The organism is Burkholderia pseudomultivorans (assembly GCF_902499075.1).
Lineage (GTDB): Bacteria > Pseudomonadota > Gammaproteobacteria > Burkholderiales > Burkholderiaceae > Burkholderia > Burkholderia pseudomultivorans.
Genome location: NZ_CABVPP010000027.1, coordinates 60,838 through 80,763, shown reverse-complemented (window position 1 = coordinate 80,763; position 19,926 = coordinate 60,838). Strand labels below are relative to the sequence as shown.

The following is a 19,926-nucleotide window of genomic DNA, read 5'->3' as shown; positions in this document are numbered from 1 at the left end:
GAAGCGGATGTTGGAGCCTCGCGCCGGCCGGGCCGGGCGAACGGGTTCCCCAAGGATAGCAAAAGGACCGTCGCGGCGAGCATCGTCCGGAAGGCCTGGTTTTGCGGACCGCGAAATACGATAGACTCGTCGCCAGTCAAATCGCCGCCCCCGGGCGTCTTCGTCAGCCATTCAGCCCATCGATGCGCTATTCGGTCGAAATCAGAAAGTTTTTCTACAGTCAGTACTTTTTCGGCGGACTGCGGATCGCGGTCGGCGTGTCGCTGCCGGCGGTGCTGTGCCTGATCGTGTTTCACAACCGCGATCTCGGTTTCACGATCTCGACGGGCGCGCTCGGCGCGTGCGTCGTCGACATGCCGGGCCCGCTCAAGTACAAGCACAACGAAATGCTCGCGTGCAGCGTGATCGGCGGCCTCGCCGCGCTCGCGACGGGCCTCGCGACGCCGAACATCTTCGCGCTGTGGCTGACGATCGTGCCGCTCACGTTCGTGCTGTCGCTGATCGTCGTCTACGGCAACCGCTGGCCGCAGATCAGTTTCGCGACGCTGTTCATGATGGTGATGACGCTCGAGGAGAAGCTCACGCCGCTGCAGGCGTTCATCAACGCCGGCTGGATTCTCGCGGGCGGCCTCTGGTACACGTACTGGGCGACGCTCGTGTCGCAATGGCAGGCGCGCCGCATCGAGCAGCAGGCGCTGGCCGAAAGCCTGTTCGCCTGCGCCGACTACCTGCTCGCGCGCGCGCAGTTCTACGATCTCGACGCCGATCTCGACGAGTGCTACCGCAATCTCGTCGCGAAGCAGATCACCGCGGTCGAAACGCAGGAAACCGCGCGCGACATCGTACTGCGCAACCTGCCGAAGCTGCGCCGCGGCAAGCTCGACCCGGGCCGCACGACGATGTACAACCTGTTCATCAACAGCGTCGACCTGCACGAGCTGTTCGTCGGCGCGCACACCGACTACCCGCTCGTGCGCAACACGTTCGGCGGCTCGGACCTGATCATCTTCTACCGCGACCTGCTCGGCAAGGCGGCCGCCGATCTCGAGGAGATCGGCCTCGCGGTGCTCGAGAACCGCACGCCGCATTCGCGCATCAGCGTGAAGGCCGAGCTGCGCGCGATCGAGTACGAGATCGAGCTGATGCGCAAGAAGAACTTCCCGACCACCAACGCGGAAGCGTATGCGGCCGTGCTCGCGACGTTCCGGCGCATCTGGAGCGCGACGCGCATGATCGAGCGGATGCGGCGCAACCTGTCCGGCCACGCCGACCCGCAGCAGACCGAACTGAAGATCGACAAGGCGCTCACGCGTTTCCTGCAGCGCCGCCGGATGTCGCCGCTGCTGATCTTCTCGAACCTGAACATGCGCTCGCCGAGCTTTCGCCACGCGCTGCGCGTGACGATCGCGGTGGCGGTCGGCTTCTGGCTCGGCCGGCTGCTGCCGCTCACGAACGCGTACTGGATCGTGATGACCAGCATCATCATCCTGAAGCCCGGCTATTCGCTGACCAAGCAGCGCAACGCGCAGCGGATCATCGGCACGCTGATCGGCTGCGCGGCGAGCCTCGCGCTGATCTACACGGTCAAGGATCCGCACCTGCTGATCGCGATGATGTTCGGCTCGATGGTGATGAGCTACAGCCTGCTGCTGTTCAATTACGCGGCGAGCGTCGTGTTCACGTCGTCGTACGTGTTGCTGATGTTCCACCTGCTCGCGCCGGGCAACATGCGCATCATCGGCGAGCGCGCGATCGACACCGTGGTCGGCTGCATGATCGCGATCGCCGCGAGCCGGCTGTTCCCGTACTGGGAATACCGGCTGATGGGCAAGCTGGTGACCGACATGCTGACGGCGACCCGCAAGTATTTCGAAGCCGTCTGGCGCGCCGGCCGCGGCGCGTCGCCGCCGCCCGTGCCGGTCGCCGACGGCGCGGCCGTCGTGCCCGGCGTCGCCGCGACGATCGAGGCGCCGGCCGCGAGCCTCGACGACGACTATCGGTACCGCCTCGCGCGCAAGGACGTGAACATCGCGTTCGCGAACCTCGGCCAGGCCTTCCAGCGGATGATGATCGAGCCGAAGGCGCACCAGCGTTTCGTGCCGGAGCTGAACGACCTGCTGGTGCAAACGCACGTGCTCGGCGCGCAGATCACCGCGGCCGCGCCGCTGATCCGCAGCGCGTGCGCGGCCGACGGCAGCGTGCTGCCGGACGACGCGCTGCATCGCGGCCTCGCCGCGGTGCTCGACAACCTCGAGAAGGCCGAGGCTGGCGAGCCGCCGCCCGCGGATCAACTGGAGACGACCAGACAGATCACGCGCGACCTCGACGCGATGGTCGTGTCCGCTGAGAAATCCGACGCGGTGGGCGCCGAGCTCACGCACGACCTGAAGGTGCTCGCGCACCAGTGCAAGCAGATGCTCGCGTCGTCGCTGCTGATCCGCAAGGATGCGAGCGTGATCCGCCTGCCCGCCTGACGTCCTGCCGCCGGTGGCCGGCCCGCACGCTGCGGGGCCGCCGCCGGCGCCCCCGAATCCCGTCGCATCCCCTTGCCTGCCGCCCATGTCTCGCGCATGACCCGCACGCGCCGCACGCGCCGCACGCGCGCACGCGCACCCCGATTTCGGCCGTCGCGCCAGTCAGGGAATACCCGATTCCGGTCACCCGACCCGGCTTGTTATCATTCGCTCACGTTTAAGTTGTATATACAACTTAAACGACCGGATCGGCATGGTCCGCCCGGTCTGTCGGAAAACGATATCGGAGACTCGATGAAGAACTTGCAGCGCCATCTGAGCGCGCGGCACATCCGCTTTCTCGCGCTGGGCTCGGCGATCGGCACCGGCCTGTTCTACGGCTCGGCGTCGGCGATCCAGCTCGCGGGCCCGGCGGTGATCCTGGCGTACATCCTCGGCGGCGCGGCCGTCTACATGGTGATGCGCGCGCTCGGCGAAATGGCCGTGCGCGACCCCGTCGCCGGGTCGTTCGGCCACTACGCGACCGAAAACCTCGGGCCGTTCGCGGGCTTCGTCACCGGCTGGACCTACACGCTCGAAATGGTGATCGTCGCGATCGCCGACATCACCGCGTTCGGCATCTACATGGGCTTCTGGTTTCCGGGCGTCCCGCAGTGGATCTGGGTGCTCGGCGTGGTGGCCGTCATCTGCGGGCTGAACCTGTGCCACGTGAAGGTGTTCGGCGAACTCGAGTTCTGGCTGTCGATCGTCAAGGTCGGCGCGATCGTCGCGATGATCGGCGGCGGCGTCGCGATCCTGCTCGCCGGCATGCACTTCGGCCATTCGGCCGATGCGCCGAGCTTCGCGAACCTGTGGAGCCACGGCGGTTTCCTGCCGAACGGTTTCGGCGGGCTGATCGCGTCGCTGTCGGTCGTGATCTTCGCGTACGGCGGCATCGAGGTGATCGGGATGAGCGCCGGCGAAGCGAAGGATCCGGAGCGCGTGATTCCGCGCGCGATCAACGCGGTGCCCGCACGGATCCTGCTGTTCTATGTGCTGACCATGGTCGTGCTGATGTCGATCAGCCCGTGGACCGGCGTCGGCAGCGAAGGCAGCCCGTTCGTGCAGATCTTCTCGACGCTCGGCGTGAAGTCGGCCGCGACGATCCTGAACCTCGTCGTGATCAGCGCGGCGATCTCGGCGATCAACAGCGACATCTTCGGCGCGGGGCGGATGATGTTCGGGATGGCGCGCCAGGGCCAGGCACCGCGCGTGCTGATGACGACGTCGCGCCACGGCGTGCCGTGGGTCACGGTGCTGGTGATGGCCGGCGCGCTGCTGGTCGGCGTCGTGCTGAACTACCTGATGCCGAAGGACGTGTTCCTGATGGTCGCGGCGATCGCGACGTTCGCGACCGTGTGGGTGTGGCTGATGATCCTGCTGTCGCAGGTCGCGATGCGCCGGCGCCTGCCGGCCGCGGAAGTCGCGGCGCTGAAGTTCAAGGTGCCGCTGTGGCCGGTCGCGCCCGCGCTGACGATCGCGTTCATGGGCTTCGTGATCGTGATGCTCGGCTGGTTCGAGGACACGCGCGTCGCGCTCTATGTCGGCGCGGCCTGGCTCGCGCTGCTCGCGGCGCTGTTCTACGCGCGGATCCGCCCGAAGTTCGCCGCTGCGTCACGTTGACGCACGACTGACCCGCGCGATGCGCCGGCTTCGGCGCGTCCCCTGCTCCCGGCGCGCAGCGCGGCATTCGCCGTGATGCGCGCCGCACCTTGTCGGCCCGGCCCGCGCATCGCGCGGCAGCGCCGGGCCCGTATGCCGCGCTGCCCGGTTCAGTGCGACGCCGCGCTCGCGGCCTCGGCCGGATGGGCTTCGTCGTACGCGCGCTTCTGCGAGATCGCGTTGTACAGGATGGTCCCGATCACGAGCAGCACGGCCACGACGATCAGGATGCTCACGTTGCGGACAGGGTTCTTCTTGCGCTGATCGTTCATGGTCGGGGCGACTCCGTCAAATTCATCGAAGCGGGCATTCTACGCGCTTGCGCGCGCCGTGCGACGCGTCGTCGCCCGCCGTTTCGCGCCCGCGGCACGCGACCTGCACAAAGCTTTCATTTGATAATCATTCCCATTTCGATCTAGAATCCGGAGTCTTACATTTCGTAATGTTCCGGGCTGCGCGAGCGGCAGGCGCGCCCGGCGCATTCCACCGTCTGCCTGCCGCTCCGGAGTCTCCATGTCGAATCCGCGTTTCCGCCTGCTGCCGCTCGCCGGCGCCCTCGCCGTTGCCGCGGCCGCTTTCGCGCCGCTCGCGCACGCCGCCGAGGAAGTAAGCCTGTACACCACCCGCGAGCCGAAGCTGATCCAGCCGCTCATCGACGCGTTCACGAAGCAGAGCGGCGTCAAGGTCAACACCGTGTTCGTGAAGGACGGCCTGCTCGAACGCGTGAAGGCGGAAGGCGCGCAATCGCCGGCCGACGTGCTGATGACGGTCGACGTCGGCAACCTGCTGGACCTGGTCGACGGCGGGCTCACGCAGCCGGTCCGCTCGAAGGTGCTCGACGATGCGATCCCCGCGAACCTGCGCAGCGCGCAGGGCGACTGGTACGCGCTGTCGCTGCGCGACCGCGTGCTGTACGTCGAGAAGGACCTGAAGGTCGACGCGTTCCGCTACGAGGATCTCGCCGATCCGAAATGGAAAGGCAAGGTGTGCATCCGCTCGGGCCAGCATCCGTACAACACCGCGCTCGTCGCGGCGATGATCGCGCACGACGGCGAGGCCGCGACCGAGCAATGGCTGCGCGGCGTGAAGGCGAACCTCGCGCGCAAGGCGACCGGCGGCGATCGCGACGTCGCGCGCGACATCCTCGGCGGCATCTGCGACGTCGGCCTCGCGAACGCGTACTACGTCGGCCACATGAAGCATGCCGAGCCGGGCAGCGACGCGCGCAAGTGGGGCGATGCGATCAAGGTCGTGCGGCCGACCTTCGCGAACGCGAAGAGCGGCGGCACGCACGTGAACATCAGCGGCGCGACGGTCGCGAAGCACGCGCCGCACAAGGCCAACGCGGTGAAGCTGCTCGAATATCTCGTGTCGCCGGAAGCCCAGGCGCTGTATGCGCAGGCGAACTACGAATATCCGGTGCGCGCGAACGTGAAGCTCGACCCCGTCATCGCGAGCTTCGGTCAGCTGAAGATCGATCCGCTGCCGCTCGCGGAAATCGCGAAGCATCGCAAGCAGGCCAGCCAGCTCGTCGACAAGGTCGGCGTTGACAACTGAGGTCCCGTTCGTCGCGGCGCACCGCTCGCGCCTGCGGCCGCGCGCCGGCAGCGCATGGCTCGCCGGCGCGCTCGTGATCGCCGCGGCAGTCGCGGCGCCGCTCGCGGTGCTCGTCGCGGCCGCGTTCGGCGCCGATCTCGCGCACTGGCGACATCTCGCCGAATTCGTGCTGCCGCAGGCACTCGCCAATACGCTGCTGCTGCTCGCGGGCGTCGGCGCGATCGTGTCGGTCGTCGGCACCGGCTGCGCGTGGCTCGTCACCGCATACGACTTCCCCGGCCGCCGCATGCTGAGCTGGGCGCTGCTGCTGCCGCTCGCGGTACCGACCTACATCGTCGCGTTCGCCTATCTCGACCTGCTGCACCCGATCGGCCCCGTGCAGGGCGCGATCCGCTGGCTGCTCGGCTTCGACAGCCCGCGCCAGTTCCGGCTGCCCGACCTGCGCTCGCTGCCCGGCGCGGTGTTCGTGCTCGGCTTCGTGCTGTATCCGTATGTGTACCTGAGCACGCGCGCGATGTTCGTCACGCAGTCCGCGAGCCTGCTCGAAGCCGCGCGCACGCTCGGCGCCGGGCGCATCGCGACGTTCTGGCGCGTCGTCGTGCCGCTCGCGCGGCCCGCGATCGCGGTCGGCGTCAGCCTCGCGCTGCTCGAAACGCTGAACGACATCGGCGCGTCCGAATTCCTCGGCGTGCAGACGCTGACCGTCTCCGTCTATACGACCTGGATCACGCGCTCCGACCTCGCGGGCGCCGCGCAGATCGCGCTGGCGATGCTCGCGATCGTCGTCGGCATGATCGCGCTCGAACGCTACGGGCGCCGCCGCCAGCGCTACGCACACGGTCGGCGCATGCGGCCGATCGCGCCGCGCCGCCTGACGGGCGCGGCCGCATGGAGCGCGGCTGTGCTCGGCTGGCTGCCGGTGCTGCTCGGCTTCGGCGCGCCGGCCGCGTATCTCGCGGTCGAGACCGGCAAGCGCCTGCATCTGGTCGGCGGCGTGTCCGCGCAGCTGCTGACGGGGCTCGCCAACACGCTGACGATCGCCACCGCCGCCACCGTGGCCACGCTCGCGTGCGGGCTGGTCGTCGCGTGGGCCGCGCGCGCGCAGCGCGACAGTGCGCGCGCCGGGCCGGCCCGCGTCGCCGCGCGGGTCGCGAGCCTCGGCTATGCGGTGCCGGGCACCGTGCTCGCGATCGGCCTGCTGATTCCGCTCGCGGCGCTCGACCGGCTGCTCGGCGCGGCGCTCGGCCGCGACGGATTGCTGCTGATGGGCTCGGCGGCCGCACTCGTGATCGCGTACACCGTGCGCTTTCTCGCGATCTCGGCCGGCAGCATCGAGGCCGGTCTCGCGCGCATTCCGCCGTCGCTCGAACAGGCGGCGCGCTCGCTCGGCGAAACGGCCGGCGGCACGCTGCGCCGCGTGCACCTGCCGCTGCTGCGGCCCGCGCTCACGACGAGCGCGCTGCTGGTATTCGTCGATGCGATGAAGGAGCTGCCGGCCACGCTGCTGCTGCGTCCGCTGAACTTCGACACGCTCGCGACCTGGCTGTACGCGGAAGCCGCGCGCGGAACCTATGAAGAAGGCGCGGTCGCCGCGTTCGCGATCGTGCTGGCCGGGCTCGCGCCCGTGATCCTGCTCGCCCGCACCCGCCATAAGACCGGAGCCTGACACCGTGAACCTGCTCGAACTCGAAACCCTCTGCCTCGCGTACGACACGCCGCAAGGCCGCCGGACGGTGGTCGACCGCCTGAGCCTCGCGCTGCCGCGCGGCGACATCGGCTGCCTGCTCGGCGCATCGGGCTGCGGCAAGACCACCGTGCTGCGCGCGATCGCGGGCTTCGAGCCCGTGCGCGCCGGACGCATCGTGCTGGACGGCGCCGCCGTCGCAACGCCGACGCTCGACGTGCCGCCCGAGCGGCGCCGCATCGGCATGATGTTCCAGGACTATGCGCTGTTCCCGCACCTGAGCGCGGCCGACAACGTCGCGTTCGGGCTGCGCCGGATGCCGAAGCCCGAGCGGCGCGCGCGCGTCGCGGACATGCTCGAGCTCGTCGGCCTCGCGCAATCGGCCGGCGCGTATCCGCACGAGCTGTCGGGCGGCCAGCAGCAGCGCGTCGCACTGGCCCGCGCGCTTGCGCCGTCGCCGGAACTGCTGCTGCTCGACGAGCCGTTCTCGAACCTCGATGTCGATACGCGCGAACGGCTCGCCTTCGAGCTGCGCGAGATCCTGAAGCGCACCGGCCATACCGCGATCCTCGTCACGCACAACCAGGCCGAAGCATTCGCGATCGCCGACCGGATCGGCGTGATGCACGAAGGCCGGCTCGCACAATGGGATACGCCGCATGCGCTTCACCACCGGCCGGCCAGCGCGTTCGTGGCGGATTTCGTGCGCCGCGACGCGCTCGCCGACGAACGCGCGCGGGCGCTGATGCGCGGCCGCTGAGCGCGGTTCCAGCGAGCGCCGGCGCGGCTCGCCCCCGCTCGCCTGCCGCGCCGCGGCCGCGCTACGCGGATTCCACGAGATCGCGCACCGGCAAGGCAGTCGAATACTTGATCTGCTCCATCGCAAACGACGAACTGACGTCGAACAGCGGCACCGCGCGGATCAACTGCTTGTACACGCGATCGTAATCGTCGATGCCGGCCACCACGACCCGCAGCAGGTAATCGGTCTCGCCGCTCATCCGGTAGACCTCGACGACTTCCGGCATGTCGCGCACCGCCTGCGTGAAACGCTGCGCCCACTCTTCGGTGTGCTGATTCGTGCGGATCGCGACGAACACGGTCGTGCCGACGCCGAGCTTGCGCGGATCGCACAGCGCGACCTGCGCGCGGATCGCGCCGGTTTCCTTCAGCCGTTGCACGCGCTTCCAGCACGGCGTCTGCGACAGGTTCACGCGCTGCGCCAGTTCCGCGATCGGCAGGGTCGCGTCCGCCTGCAGCAGCTCCAGCAGCTTGCGATCGATGGCGTCCATTTCTCCAGTCCCTCGTAAATAGAAATTTATTCTATGCATCCGCATGACGGGGGAACAATATGGAAACTGTTTCTCGGCGTCGACCGGTATAAATACCAATCAGGCGCACGCGCACTCGCCGTGCGGCCGCCCCCGCCCCGGAGAAAAGAGCGCCATGCAAACGTCCACGCTTGCCCGCGTCGCATCCCGACGCATCGCGACCGCCGCCGCGGGGACCCTGCCCGCTTGCGCGTCCGCTCTGCGCCCGGCGCTCGCGCGCCTGTGCGCGCGGATCGACGATGCGTTCGAGGCCGTCCATGCGAGCGGCGCGTCATTGCACGACGATCCCGCGCAGCATCCCGCGTTCGCGCGCCGCATGCGCGCGGCGCTCGCCGAAGCCGCCGCGGCCACGCGATGGCTGACCGACGCGGAACGCCGCGGCGACCCGCAGACCTACTGCCGCCATCTGCTCGCCGCCGATCCGCTCGGCCGCTACACGATCGTCGCGCTGGTCTGGCGCGCGGGCCAGTGCAGCCCCGTGCACGCGCACCGCACATGGTGCGGCTACACGGTGCTCGAAGGCACGCTGACCGAAACGCTGTACGACCGCGACGCGATCGCCGGCTGCGCGGTCGAAGCACGCCGGCATCGGCGCGACGCGGGCGCGGTGTCGTTCGTGCGCGGCGGCCCGCACGGCATTCATCGGCTCGGCCACGATCGCGCGTCCGCCGACGCGGCCGCGATCTCGCTGCACGTGTACGGCGTGCCGGGCGAGCAGATCGCGACGCACGTCAACGCACTCGTCGAGCTCGCCGCACCCGTGCCCGCATGAGTGCCGCCCAAAGAAAAGGCGATCCCGCCCGCCAGGGTGAAATCGCCTGAAACCGTCGCCCGCCGCGGGTTCGACGCCGCAGCCGGGCCGGGCCGGCGAATCACGCGCCGCCGGCCGTCGCGCCGCTCAATACGCGACCGTCGCGATCTCGCGCACGAAGCTGCCCTGCTCCAGCGCATCGACGAACGCGACCGCGTAGTCTTCCGCCGAAATCCTGCTGTTGCCGTCCGCGTCCGCGATCAGCTTGCCGGCGCCCGTGCGGAACTTGCCCGTGCGTTCGCCCGGCGCGATCAGCGCGGCCGGCGCGAAGAACGTCCAGTCGAGATCCGCGACCGTCTTCAGGTAATCGAACGCATCGCGATGCGCGAGCGCGACCGCCTTGTACGCTTCCGGGAACCCTTCGCTGTCGACGAGCTGCTTGCCCGGCGCGACCTCGAGCGAGCCGGCGCCGCCCACCACGACCAGCCGCTTCAGGCCGGCCGCGCGCGTGCCCGCGACGAGCGCCTTCGCGGCCGCGACCACCTTGGCGGCATCGTCCTGCTTCGGACCGTACGCGCTCGCGACGACGTCATGGCCCGGCACCGCGGCCGCGATGCTAGCCGGGTCGAACAGGTCGGCTGCCTTCGCGGTGATGCCGTCGCCGCTCGCGCCGGGGTGGCGCGACAGCGCGGTCACGCGATGGCCGCGTCGCGCGGCTTCTGCGGCGATGCGCGAGCCGATCATGCCGGTGGCGCCGAACAGCGCGATATTCAAGCTTCGTTGCGTCATATCGATACTCCAGAAAGAAAATATGTAATTATTTCAATTACATATAAGACCGAAAAAAAACGGGGCGAACACCCCGATCGCGCCGGCTACGCAGCTTCGCTGCCACCGGCCTCCTGCCCTGCCCGCCGGCGCTTATCCGCCGGCGCCGACTGCGCCGCCTGTCCTTTTCCCGCGCCGCTCCGCATCCAGCATGTCGGCCGTCACGTCGGCAAGCGTGCGCGTGGCGAGCGACGCTTCCATCGCGCGCTGCGCATCGCCGATATAGCCGATCAGCGCACCCTGGATATGCCGCCCGACGAGACACGCGGGATTCGGCGCCTCGCGGTGCAACGCGAAGAGCTGCGCATCGTCGACTGCCCGATAGATGTCGAGCAGCGTGATCTCGCCCGGCTCGCGCGCGAGCAATGCGCCGCCGCCCGCACCGAGCTGCGACGTCGTGAGCCCGGCGGCCGCGAGCATCGACAGCAACCGGCGAATCAGCGCCGGATTCGTATTCACGCTGCCCGCGATGATGTCGGACGACAGCGGCGCGCCTTCCTGCATCGACAGCAAGGCGAGCACGTGAACGGCAAACGCGAAGCGGCTGCTGGTATTCATTCCTCACTCACTCGGCGCCGCCGGCCCGCGTCTGCGATCGGCGACAATGTGTAACCATTATAATTACATTTCACGGAAAAGGCAAGTTCCGCGTTACTCGCCACTCGCGGGCTTCGCGCCCGCCGCATTCTGCTGGCTCCACTGCTGAAGCTTCTTGCCGGCCTCGGCGAGCCTCGCGCCGGCCTCGGACGCCGTGTGCGCGACGACCGCCGAAGCCGCTGCGTCGATCTGCGCCTGCGCGGCGGACGCCAGCCCGCTCGCCGACAGCGGCGGCACCGCCGACGCCGCGGACGCGATCCCGGCCTTCGCAGCATTGATCTGCTGGTTGACCGCGCTCGCCACCTGGTCGAGCGCCTGCGCCGCGTGGCCCGCGGCATCGGCCGCCGCGCTCGCGGCCGTATCGGGTTGCGTAGCCGGCGCGCCGGACTTCTCGCAGCCCGCGAGCAACACCGCCGCACCGACGGTCACGACCGCCAGCGCGGCTCCGGGCACACGACGCGCCCGCCAAGTCTTCGTCTTCATCAACAAGTCTCCGGCCGCGCGTCATGCGGCCTGCAGGGTTGAACCGACGTCGATGATACCGCCTGTGGAACGCGGCCACGCGATCCCCGCTTAAAACCGGCTTTCAATTTCGAACTTGTCTGATTTATTCGCAGGTGCGACGTCAGTAAAGTGGGCACGCTTCAACCTGCTTCCCCCACCCGCTTCTCCATGGCTTTCCTCGTCGACTGGTTCATCGCGCTCGCTGCACTGCTGGCCGCCACCCTGTTCCTGTGCCTGCGCCCGCCGGCCGCGCGCCGTCTGTCGGCGTCGGGCCGCCCGCGCCGCGTCGCGGCCGCGCGGCTGCTGACGCAAGCCGTGATCGGTTTCTGGACGGCCGCGCTGATCGTCGTGCGCGGCATCCTCGGCCCTGAGGGCGGCGGGCAATCGCCGACCGGCTTCGCAGCCCTCGCATTCGCCGCGCTCGGGCTGGCCGCCGTCGCCGCCTACTGGTCGGCATGCGCGCTGCGGCTGTGCCGGCCGCGTGCGTTGTTCAGCCGTCGCTGACGCACCGCGATCGCGCATTGCCCGCGCACCACGCCGCATCACGCCACTCGACGCACGCACCAGTTCCGCACGCGCCGCACCATGCGCGTGCATCGACCGCACGCCGCGACCGCATTCCCGTCGCCTCGCTGTCACGTGCGACCGGCCGACGCGCCGCGCCGCACGGCCTTCCGCACCAATTCCACGCAAGCGCTCCCCAAGTTGGCTCGATACTTGCGTTCCTTGCCCGTTTTTTGAGCAAGGAAGCCACGGCATGGATGGTCTGAAATCCGGCGTCGACACACTGTTTCTGTTGATCGGCGCCGTCATGGTGCTCGCGATGCACGCGGGCTTCGCATTTCTCGAGCTCGGCACGGTCCGCAAGAAGAACCAGGTCAACGCGCTCGTGAAGATCCTCGTCGACTTCTCGGTATCGACGCTCGCGTATTTCTTCATCGGCTACACGATCGCGTACGGCGTCGAATTCTTCGACGACATCGGCACGCTGTCGCAGCACAGCGGCTATGCGCTCGTGCGCTTCTTCTTCCTGCTGACCTTCGCGGCCGCGATTCCGGCGATCGTGTCCGGCGGCATCGCCGAGCGCGCGAAGTTCAATCCGCAGCTCGTCGCGACGCTGATCATCGTCGGCTTCATCTATCCATTCTTCGAAGGCATCGCGTGGAACGACCGCTTCGGCGTGCAGGCATGGCTGACGCACGCCTTCGGTGCGCCGTTCCACGATTTCGCAGGCTCGGTCGTCGTGCACGCGTTCGGCGGCTGGGTCGCGCTGCCGGCCGTGCTGCTGCTCGGCGCGCGCCACGGCCGCTATGCGAAGGACGGCCGCATCGCCGCGCACCCGCCGTCGAACATCCCGTTCCTCGCGCTCGGCGCGTGGGTGCTCGCGGTCGGCTGGTTCGGCTTCAACGTGATGAGCGCGCAGACGCTCGACAAGATCAGCGGCCTCGTCGCCGTGAACTCGCTGATGGCGATGGTCGGCGGCACGCTGGCCGCATGGCTCGCGGGCCGCAACGACCCGGGCTTCACGTACAACGGCCCGCTCGCGGGCCTCGTCGCGGTCTGCGCGGGCTCGGACGTGATGCACCCGATCGGTGCGCTGGTCACGGGCGCGATGGCCGGCGCCGTGTTCGTCGCGATGTTCACCTGCGTGCAGAACAAGTGGCGCATCGACGACGTGCTCGGCGTATGGCCGCTGCACGGCATGTGCGGCGCGCTCGGCGGCATCGCGGCCGGCGTGTTCGGCCTGCCCGCGCTCGGCGGCCTCGGCGGCGTCGCGTTCATGTCGCAGCTGGTCGGCACGCTCGGCGGCATCGCGATCGCCACCGCGGGCGGCGCACTCGTCTATGGCGCACTGAAGGCGACTGTCGGCCTGCGCCTCGACCGCGAGGCCGAGTTCGACGGCGCCGACCTGTCGATCCACCGCATTTCCGCGACACCGGAGCGCGATTGAGCGCCTGATTCGAGCAGTTGATCCGCACGTCTGACGGACGCCCGACACAACATTACGTTTTCAATTCAAAAAACTTTCATCGAGCGTCCCTACACTTCCGTCCAGTTTTCAAATTGCCTTCGCGATGCTTTCCGCTCGTCGGTGTCGCGAAGGCCATTCTTCCAACCACCGAAACTGGACTCCACATGCCCGCGTTGCCCAATGCTTCCCGTCGTCAGGCCCTGAAGATCCTCGCCGGCGCGCCCATGCTTCCCCTTTCCGGCCTCGCGCTGCCGGCCCTGCTGACGGGTTGCGGCGGCGACGACGATCCCGCGGCGACGCCGACGCCGATCGCAGCCGCGTACACCGCGGCCGCATTCTCGACGATGGCCGCGCCCACGCTCGACAATCCGGCGGCAATGGCCACGACAACGGTCGGCTCGACGCTGTCGGTGTCGTTCTCGGACGGCTCGTCGCGCAACTTCAAGCTCGCATACCAGCCGTTTTTCGTGACGGGCGACCAGGTGCCCGACGGCAAGGGCGGCACGATCCTCGCGGGCGGCTACTACGACATCAACAACCAGCCGATCATCGACCGCTCGGTCGCCGGCAAGGAACGCCAGTTCTACTCGGACTGCCCGGACGGCAGCTCGCTGCTGACGCTGAAGAACGCCAACGTGCCCGGCGTGAAGGGCAACACGGTGTTCGCGGTCGTGCAGTTCGAATACACGACGCGCGACCAGGCGAGCGTGTCGCAGTACGGCCAGCTGCCGTCGCCGATCGCGGTGCTGACGCTCGACCAGGATCCGGCCACCGGCGCGCTGAAACTCGTCAAGTATCACAACGTCGACACGTCGAAGGCGCACGGGCTGTGGATCACCTGCGGCGCGAGCCTGTCGCCGTGGGGCACACACCTGTCGAGCGAGGAATACGAGCCGGACGCGACCAGGGCCACGACCGACGCGCAGTTCAAGGCGTTCAGCAAGAACACGTTCGGCGACGAGACGAAGGCGAACCCCTACCACTACGGCCACCTGCCCGAGATCACGGTGAACCCGGACGGCACCGGCACCGCGAAGAAGCACTACTGCCTCGGCCGCATCTCGCACGAGCTGATCCAGGTGATGCCGGACCAGCGCACCGTGATGATGGGCGACGACGCGACCAACGGCGGTCTGTTCATGTTCGTCGCCGACAAGGCGGCCGACCTGTCGGCCGGCACGCTGTACGTCGCGAAGTGGACGCAGACCTCGTCCGCCGGCGCCGGCAGCGCGACGCTCACGTGGCTGAAAATCGGCCACGCGACCAGCAGCGAGATCGAGACGCTCGCGAACACGCTGAAGGCGTCGGACATCATGGACCTGGCGACGACCGACCCGAACGACGCGAGCTACACGAAGATCCATTTCGGCGGCAAGTTCAACTGGATCCGCGTGAAGCCGGGCATGGAAAAGGCCGCCGCGTTCCTCGAGACGCACCGCTACGCGGCGCTGATCGGCGGCAGCATGGCCTTCACGAAGCTCGAAGGCACGACCGTGAACGCGAAGGACAAGATCGTCTACACGGCGATGTCGCGGATCGAGACGTCGATGGTCAAGGGCAACGCGGTGTCGCGCGACGTCGCGGTGGACGCGAAGATCGCGGCCGGCGCCGTCTATGCGCTGAACCTGAAGGGCGGCCAGCGCGACACGTCGGGCGCCGCGATCGACAGCGAATGGGTGCCGGTCGACATGAGCGCGCCGGCCGCGCTGGTCGGCGAGGACCTCGCGTCGGCCGACGCGCTCGGCAACCTTGCCCACGCCGACAAGATCGCGAACCCCGACAACCTCAAGTTCTCCGAAAAGCTGCGCACGCTGTTCATCGGCGAGGACTCGGGGATGCACGTGAACAACTTCCTGTGGGCGTACCACGTCGACACGAAGTCGCTGTCGCGCGTGCTGTCGTGCCCGTCCGGCGCCGAATCGACGGGCCTGCACGCGGTCGACGAGATCAACGGCTGGACCTACATCATGAGCAACTTCCAGCACGCGGGCGACTGGGAATCGCCGCTGCACGACAAGGTCAAGCCGGCGCTCGACCCGCTCGTGCGCGCGAACTTCAAGGATCGCTTCGGCGCGAGCGTCGGCTACCTGACCGCCGAGCCGACCGGCATCAAGCTCGCGAAAGGCTGACGGGCCGCGCGCGAGGGGACGCTGCCTCCTGCAGGGCGCCCCTGACCGGGCGTCTTTTCTTCATCACTGTTCATTCGTCGGCGCTCCACGCCGTTTCACGCGCGATGCCCATTGCGGGCATCGCGCTTTTTTTTGCACTGCGATGCGCCCCGCGCCGGATGACGAGCGGCACCGCTGTTCGAAACCCGGCCTGCCGCCATGGGTCGCTACGGCGATGCGCAGCAGATCGCATAGACAACCGTATCGACCGGCGACCCGTAACGTTCCTTCACGTTCCGTCAATCGCAGCTTCCCACCGCTCTCCCCGTCCCTTTTCGTGACACGAACGCTTCATTCCAACATCCGTTCGGGCTTTGAACCGTCATTACAGCTTCCGGCGCCCCGCGGAGGAATGCACAACGGACAATCTTCACCACACAAATAACAATGATACTCATTCGCATTTGAATTACGATGCAAATCGGATGGCCCTCCGCTTGCATTGCTGCTTCTTCTTTGAACAGGAGTACAGAGATTGAAAGAACTTGCTGAAAGTGAAATCAACCGCGTATCCGGCGCCGGCTTGACCGGCACCTTAGCAGGCGGCGTGGCGGGGCAAATCGCCGGGCAGGCGTACGGAGCCGAGGTCGGCGCCGCGGCCGGCGCGGTCGTTGGATCGGTGATTCCCGGAGTTGGAACGCTCGCGGGTGCATTGATGGGCGGCGCATTCGGCCTGACCTACGGCGGACTCACCGGCAGCCTGGCCGGAGCTTACATTTTCAATGGCGTCCAGGAGCATGGACTGGCGTTCCTTTTCCCGAACGGACTGCCTCGTTGGGCGAAATTCGAGGACTTGTGGAGATTGTCCGACGTCGTCGGTTCATACCGCTAACTTGAAGTCCGGACGGCCCCGAGTCGTCCGGCATCGGGAAAACAGTCATGCTTTCGTCCATCGCCTTTCACCGCGCGTATCTGGCTGCCAACTTCCCCGCATGGCTCGTTCATGTCGCCATGTTCTGGGTCTTCGCCGGAGACTATGTCGCAGACTATGTGTTCGGCAGCGTCGTCGGGATGACGTGCATCGCCGTGTATTGCCATTTTTCGAAGGCGCACCGAGAGCGCATCGACGCCATCCCTTACTACTCGCGTGCGTTGCTCGTGTCGGCGTCTGCAATATCGATCGGCGCCTGCTCGATCGGCCTGATCTCGAAGCTCAACGGCGGCGCAGCCACCTTCTCCTTCACGCTTCCGATCATGCTCGGGAGAGTCGGCTACGACTACTTGCGCAAGATTCGATTCAAAGACCCCCATCGCTGAGCGTATGGCATCGCACGCTCGCACGGTCACTGCAGCAGACGAGCGATAATACGGCTTTGACACATCACGGCGGGCGTACGAATCGGACGGGGAGATCAGGCAGCGTGATCGCCACCTTCCCGGATCATTGAGATGCGGACGGCGAGCGACGGACCGAAGGAAATGGGAGCGCTCCGTCCGGTGTCGAAAGCCGCTCTCATCGTCGGCTCACGACTTGCGATCCGGTCTTCCCGCTTGCACCCGGTTTGCCCTCATGCGGCTGCGCTTCGCTTCGTTTGCGATAATCGAGCCAGGGCGGGACTGCGGGAGTGCCTCATGCGGGGTGCACAAAAAAAAAGCGCCACGGAGACCGTGGCGCTAAAAAAGTTCTAGCCATTCCGAGGGCCGTGCTAGAACCTGAGAGACTGCGCGAAACACCGTTGCCGGTTAAACTCCTGAAACGATGTTTCGAAAACGTGAGACATTCTTTCCGTTTCCGTCCGCCAAGTCAAGCGGTATTTGCACGGGTTCATGCACTTTCCGGCAATGCTGATTTGAGGGTTTTCCTAATAAACCAAGGGTGAACCCGTAAAATCTCATCGCATGACCGATTTGCGCATCGAACATGCATTTTTTGACAATTATCTGACAATACCAACAAAATTGAAATCGAGTTTCGGAAATAGAGAGAATCCCTCGTGTCGACATCTGTAACTTCTCCCGCCCTCAGGGAACGCGAATCGTCGCCCGACGAAATCACCGCGCTCGCACGCGGCCTCGCCGTCCTGCGGCGCATCGCGGCGGCCGATGCGCCCGTCAGCAACCGGGAACTGACCGAACTGACCGGCATTCCGAAGCCAACCGTGTCGCGCATTACCGCGACGCTGGTCAGCGCCGGCTTCCTGTTCCAGTTGCCCGACAGCGAGCGCTTCGTGCTCACCGCGTCGGTGCTCGAGCTGAGTCACGGCTTCCTGCGCAACTTCGACATCCGCGCGCGCTCGCGGCCGTTCATGATCGAGCTGGCCGAACGCACGTCGCTGTCCGTGCACCTCGCGGTGCGCGACCGGCTCGACATGGTCGCGATCGACGTCATCCGGCCGCGCTCGGCCGTGCTCGTCACGCGCCTCGAGATCGGCTCGCGGATGGACATCGCGCGCACGGCCGTCGGCCGCGCGTATCTCGCCGCGCTCGAGGACGACGAGCGCCGCGCGCTGATCGACGCGCTGCGCGCGGCGGCAGGCGACGACTGGCCGCACGTGCACGCCCGGCTCAACCCCGCGCTCGACGATGCGATGCGCGAGGGTTACGCGATCGCGATCGGCGAATGGCGCGAAGGGCTGAACGCGGTCGCGGCCGGCTTCGTCGGACCGTCGGGCCAGCGTTATTCGGTGAACTGCGGCGGCGCGTCCAACCAGTGCCCGCCCGAATGGCTGCACGAGCACGTGGTGCCGGCGCTGCACGAATGCATCGCGAAGATCACCCGCGAGATCGGCGGCGCACCGGCCCGGCGCACTGCGGTGTAATCGATTCGTCATCGTTCTGTCGCGTTCTGTAACGACCGTAACTCGTTGAAAGATAGAGCACTGGACTCTAACGGGGACGGGACGTAGGATCATGCCCATCGTCGCACCGCCGTCGCGGTGCGCGCTGCTCTTTCCCGCGCGGGCTGGAGAGGTCCGGGCCGAGCCGGGCCCGTCGCTCCGGCAGCCCGGGCCCGCGCGCCGCCCGCAGCCCGTTTCCGGCACGCCGCGCCGTCTTCCTGACAGAACACGATGGACAATCAACAAAAGCCCACGCCCCCTTCAAAAGATCCCGTGCCGCCCGCTCGGCCCCCGCGTCGAAAGCTGATCGTCGGGATGCTCGCGGTCGTCGTCATCGGCGGCCTGCTGTGGTGGCATCCGTGGAGCCGCACGCCGGCCGGCAAGCCGGCGGCCAGCGGCGCGGCGAGTGGCGGCGGCGGTGGCGGCGGCCATCGCGGCCGCGGCGGCCCGGCGGCGATGGCGAACGTGCCGCAGCCCGTGCAAGTCGCAGCCGCGACCAAGGGCGAGATGCCGATCGTGCTGAGCGCGCTCGGCACCGTGACGCCGCTCGCGAACGTGACGGTCAGGACGCAGTTGTCGGGCTACCTGCAGTCGGTCGCATTCCAGGAAGGCCAGATCGTCAAGAAAGGCGACGTGCTCGCGCAGATCGACCCGCGCCCGTATCAGGTCGCGCTCGAGAACGCCGAAGGCACGCTCGCGCGCGACCAGGCGCTGCTCGCGACCGCGCGCCTCGACCTGAAGCGCTACCAGACGCTGCTGTCGCAGGACTCGATCGCCTCGCAGACGGTCGACACGCAGGCCTCGCTCGTCAAGCAATACGAAGGGACGGTGAAGACCGACCAGGCCGCGATCGATTCCGCGAAGCTGAACCTCACGTACGCGCGCATCACGGCGCCCGTGTCGGGGCGCGTCGGCCTGCGCCAGGTCGATCCGGGCAACTACGTGACGCCGGGCGACACCAACGGCATCGTCGTGATCACGCAGCTGCAGCCGATGAGCGTGATCTTCACGACGTCCGAAGACAACCTGCCGCAGATCCTCAAGCAGGTCAACGCAGGCCAGAAGCTGTCGGTCACCGCCTACAACCGCAACAACACGATCCCGCTCGAGACCGGCTCGCTCGCCACGCTCGACAACCAGATCGACACCAGCACCGGCACCGTCAAGCTGCGCGCGACCTTCGACAACAAGAAAGGCCTGCTGTTTCCGAATCAGTTCGTCAACACGCGGCTGCTGGTCGACGTGATGCGCGATGCGACGATCGTGCCGACGTCCGCCGTGCTGACGGGCTCGATCGGCCAGTTCGTGTATGTCGTCAAGCCCGACAATACGGTGACCGTGCGCAAGGTCAAGACCGGCCCGGTCGACGGCGAGCGCACCAGCATCATCGACGGCGTCGCGCTCGGCGAGCGCGTCGTCACCGACGGTTCCGACCGCCTGCGCGAAGGCTCGAAGATCTCGATTCCGGCCGACAAGCCGAAGGGCGCGTCGGGCGCGCACGCGGCATCGGGCGCATCGGGCGCGGCCGGCCGTCACGGCGGGCACAAGCGCGGTGCGTCGCAGGCAGCGGCCCAATAACGCG

General features: G+C 67.6%; 18 protein-coding genes. 13 read left to right on the top strand and 5 right to left on the bottom strand.

Features of this window, described 5'->3' with window-relative positions; genetic code table 11:
* Positions 1-182 precede the first annotated feature (182 nt).
* Together BST28156_RS18815 and BST28156_RS18810 are read left to right on the top strand one after the other, a co-directional pair.
* The gene (locus tag BST28156_RS18815; protein WP_174903047.1) at positions 183-2,474 is read left to right on the top strand and encodes an FUSC family protein; all 2,292 of its coding nucleotides are present in this window, start codon (positions 183-185) and stop codon (positions 2,472-2,474) included.
* A gap of 294 nt (positions 2,475-2,768) precedes the next feature.
* Positions 2,769-4,136, top strand: coding sequence for an amino acid permease (locus BST28156_RS18810; protein WP_174903046.1), 1,368 nt, complete (start codon positions 2,769-2,771; stop codon positions 4,134-4,136).
* A 149-nt stretch (positions 4,137-4,285) separates the two neighbouring features.
* Here the strand turns inward: BST28156_RS18810 and BST28156_RS18805 are convergent, their stop codons facing one another.
* Positions 4,286-4,447, bottom strand: coding sequence for a hypothetical protein (locus BST28156_RS18805; protein WP_009688068.1), 162 nt, complete (start codon positions 4,445-4,447; stop codon positions 4,286-4,288).
* A 241-nt stretch (positions 4,448-4,688) separates the two neighbouring features.
* Here BST28156_RS18805 and BST28156_RS18800 point away from each other — a divergent pair, with 241 nt between their 5' ends.
* Genes BST28156_RS18800 through BST28156_RS18790 form a run of 3 tightly spaced genes read left to right on the top strand, consistent with a single transcriptional unit; the run spans position 4,689 to position 8,176 of the window.
* Positions 4,689-5,732: a Fe(3+) ABC transporter substrate-binding protein gene (locus BST28156_RS18800; protein ID WP_174903045.1), complete on the top strand. Its 1,044-nt coding sequence runs from the start codon at positions 4,689-4,691 to the stop codon at positions 5,730-5,732.
* Positions 5,722-7,398, top strand: a complete 1,677-nt coding sequence (locus BST28156_RS18795) for an ABC transporter permease (protein WP_060241639.1) — start codon at positions 5,722-5,724, stop codon at positions 7,396-7,398. The genes BST28156_RS18800 and BST28156_RS18795 overlap by 11 nt, the downstream gene beginning before the upstream one ends.
* Before the next feature lie 4 nt (positions 7,399-7,402).
* A complete protein-coding gene (locus tag BST28156_RS18790) occupies positions 7,403-8,176 on the top strand; it encodes an ABC transporter ATP-binding protein (protein WP_174903044.1) in 774 nt (257 codons plus the stop codon).
* A 61-nt stretch (positions 8,177-8,237) separates the two neighbouring features.
* Here the strand turns inward: BST28156_RS18790 and BST28156_RS18785 are convergent, their stop codons facing one another.
* Positions 8,238-8,708, bottom strand: a complete 471-nt coding sequence (locus tag BST28156_RS18785; protein ID WP_009690079.1) for an Lrp/AsnC family transcriptional regulator — start codon at positions 8,706-8,708, stop codon at positions 8,238-8,240.
* A gap of 154 nt (positions 8,709-8,862) precedes the next feature.
* Here BST28156_RS18785 and BST28156_RS18780 point away from each other — a divergent pair, with 154 nt between their 5' ends.
* Complete coding sequence (locus BST28156_RS18780; protein ID WP_174903043.1) at positions 8,863-9,519, top strand: cysteine dioxygenase family protein; 657 nt, start codon at positions 8,863-8,865, stop codon at positions 9,517-9,519.
* Positions 9,520-9,645: 126 nt separating this feature from the next.
* Here the strand turns inward: BST28156_RS18780 and BST28156_RS18775 are convergent, their stop codons facing one another.
* The 3 genes from BST28156_RS18775 to BST28156_RS18765 all read right to left on the bottom strand — a co-directional run bounded on the left by BST28156_RS18775 (position 9,646) and on the right by BST28156_RS18765 (position 11,406).
* Positions 9,646-10,287 (bottom strand): NAD(P)-dependent oxidoreductase, encoded by a 642-nt coding sequence (locus BST28156_RS18775; RefSeq protein ID WP_060241633.1) that lies wholly within the window; start codon positions 10,285-10,287, stop codon positions 9,646-9,648.
* Positions 10,288-10,419: 132 nt separating this feature from the next.
* Positions 10,420-10,884, bottom strand: a complete 465-nt coding sequence (locus BST28156_RS18770) for an Rrf2 family transcriptional regulator (protein WP_060241630.1) — start codon at positions 10,882-10,884, stop codon at positions 10,420-10,422.
* Between the two features lie 93 nt (positions 10,885-10,977).
* Positions 10,978-11,406 carry a BCAL1086 family glycoprotein gene (locus tag BST28156_RS18765; protein ID WP_060242180.1) on the bottom strand — a complete coding sequence of 143 codons (429 nt, stop codon included), beginning with the start codon at positions 11,404-11,406 and terminating at the stop codon, positions 10,978-10,980.
* Between the two features lie 189 nt (positions 11,407-11,595).
* Here BST28156_RS18765 and BST28156_RS18760 point away from each other — a divergent pair, with 189 nt between their 5' ends.
* The 7 genes from BST28156_RS18760 (at position 11,596) to BST28156_RS18730 (ending at position 19,922) form a co-directional block, all read left to right on the top strand.
* A complete protein-coding gene (locus BST28156_RS18760) occupies positions 11,596-11,931 on the top strand; it encodes a hypothetical protein (protein ID WP_174903042.1) in 336 nt (111 codons plus the stop codon).
* A 253-nt stretch (positions 11,932-12,184) separates the two neighbouring features.
* A complete protein-coding gene (locus BST28156_RS18755) occupies positions 12,185-13,378 on the top strand; it encodes an ammonium transporter (protein ID WP_060241625.1) in 1,194 nt (397 codons plus the stop codon).
* 185 nt (positions 13,379-13,563) lie between these two features.
* Entirely contained in the window at positions 13,564-15,528 is a 1,965-nt protein-coding gene (locus BST28156_RS18750; RefSeq protein ID WP_174903041.1) for a PhoX family protein, read from the top strand.
* Positions 15,529-16,042: 514 nt separating this feature from the next.
* On the top strand, positions 16,043-16,399 hold the full coding sequence (locus tag BST28156_RS18745; protein WP_155640635.1) for a hypothetical protein: 357 nt from the start codon (positions 16,043-16,045) through the stop codon (positions 16,397-16,399).
* A gap of 47 nt (positions 16,400-16,446) precedes the next feature.
* Positions 16,447-16,824: a hypothetical protein gene (locus BST28156_RS18740; protein WP_060241618.1), complete on the top strand. Its 378-nt coding sequence runs from the start codon at positions 16,447-16,449 to the stop codon at positions 16,822-16,824.
* A 677-nt stretch (positions 16,825-17,501) separates the two neighbouring features.
* Positions 17,502-18,326, top strand: coding sequence for an IclR family transcriptional regulator (locus BST28156_RS18735; protein ID WP_060241616.1), 825 nt, complete (start codon positions 17,502-17,504; stop codon positions 18,324-18,326).
* Positions 18,327-18,575: 249 nt separating this feature from the next.
* Entirely contained in the window at positions 18,576-19,922 is a 1,347-nt protein-coding gene (locus BST28156_RS18730; protein WP_174903040.1) for an MdtA/MuxA family multidrug efflux RND transporter periplasmic adaptor subunit, read from the top strand.
* The last annotated feature ends 4 nt before the right edge of the window (positions 19,923-19,926 follow it).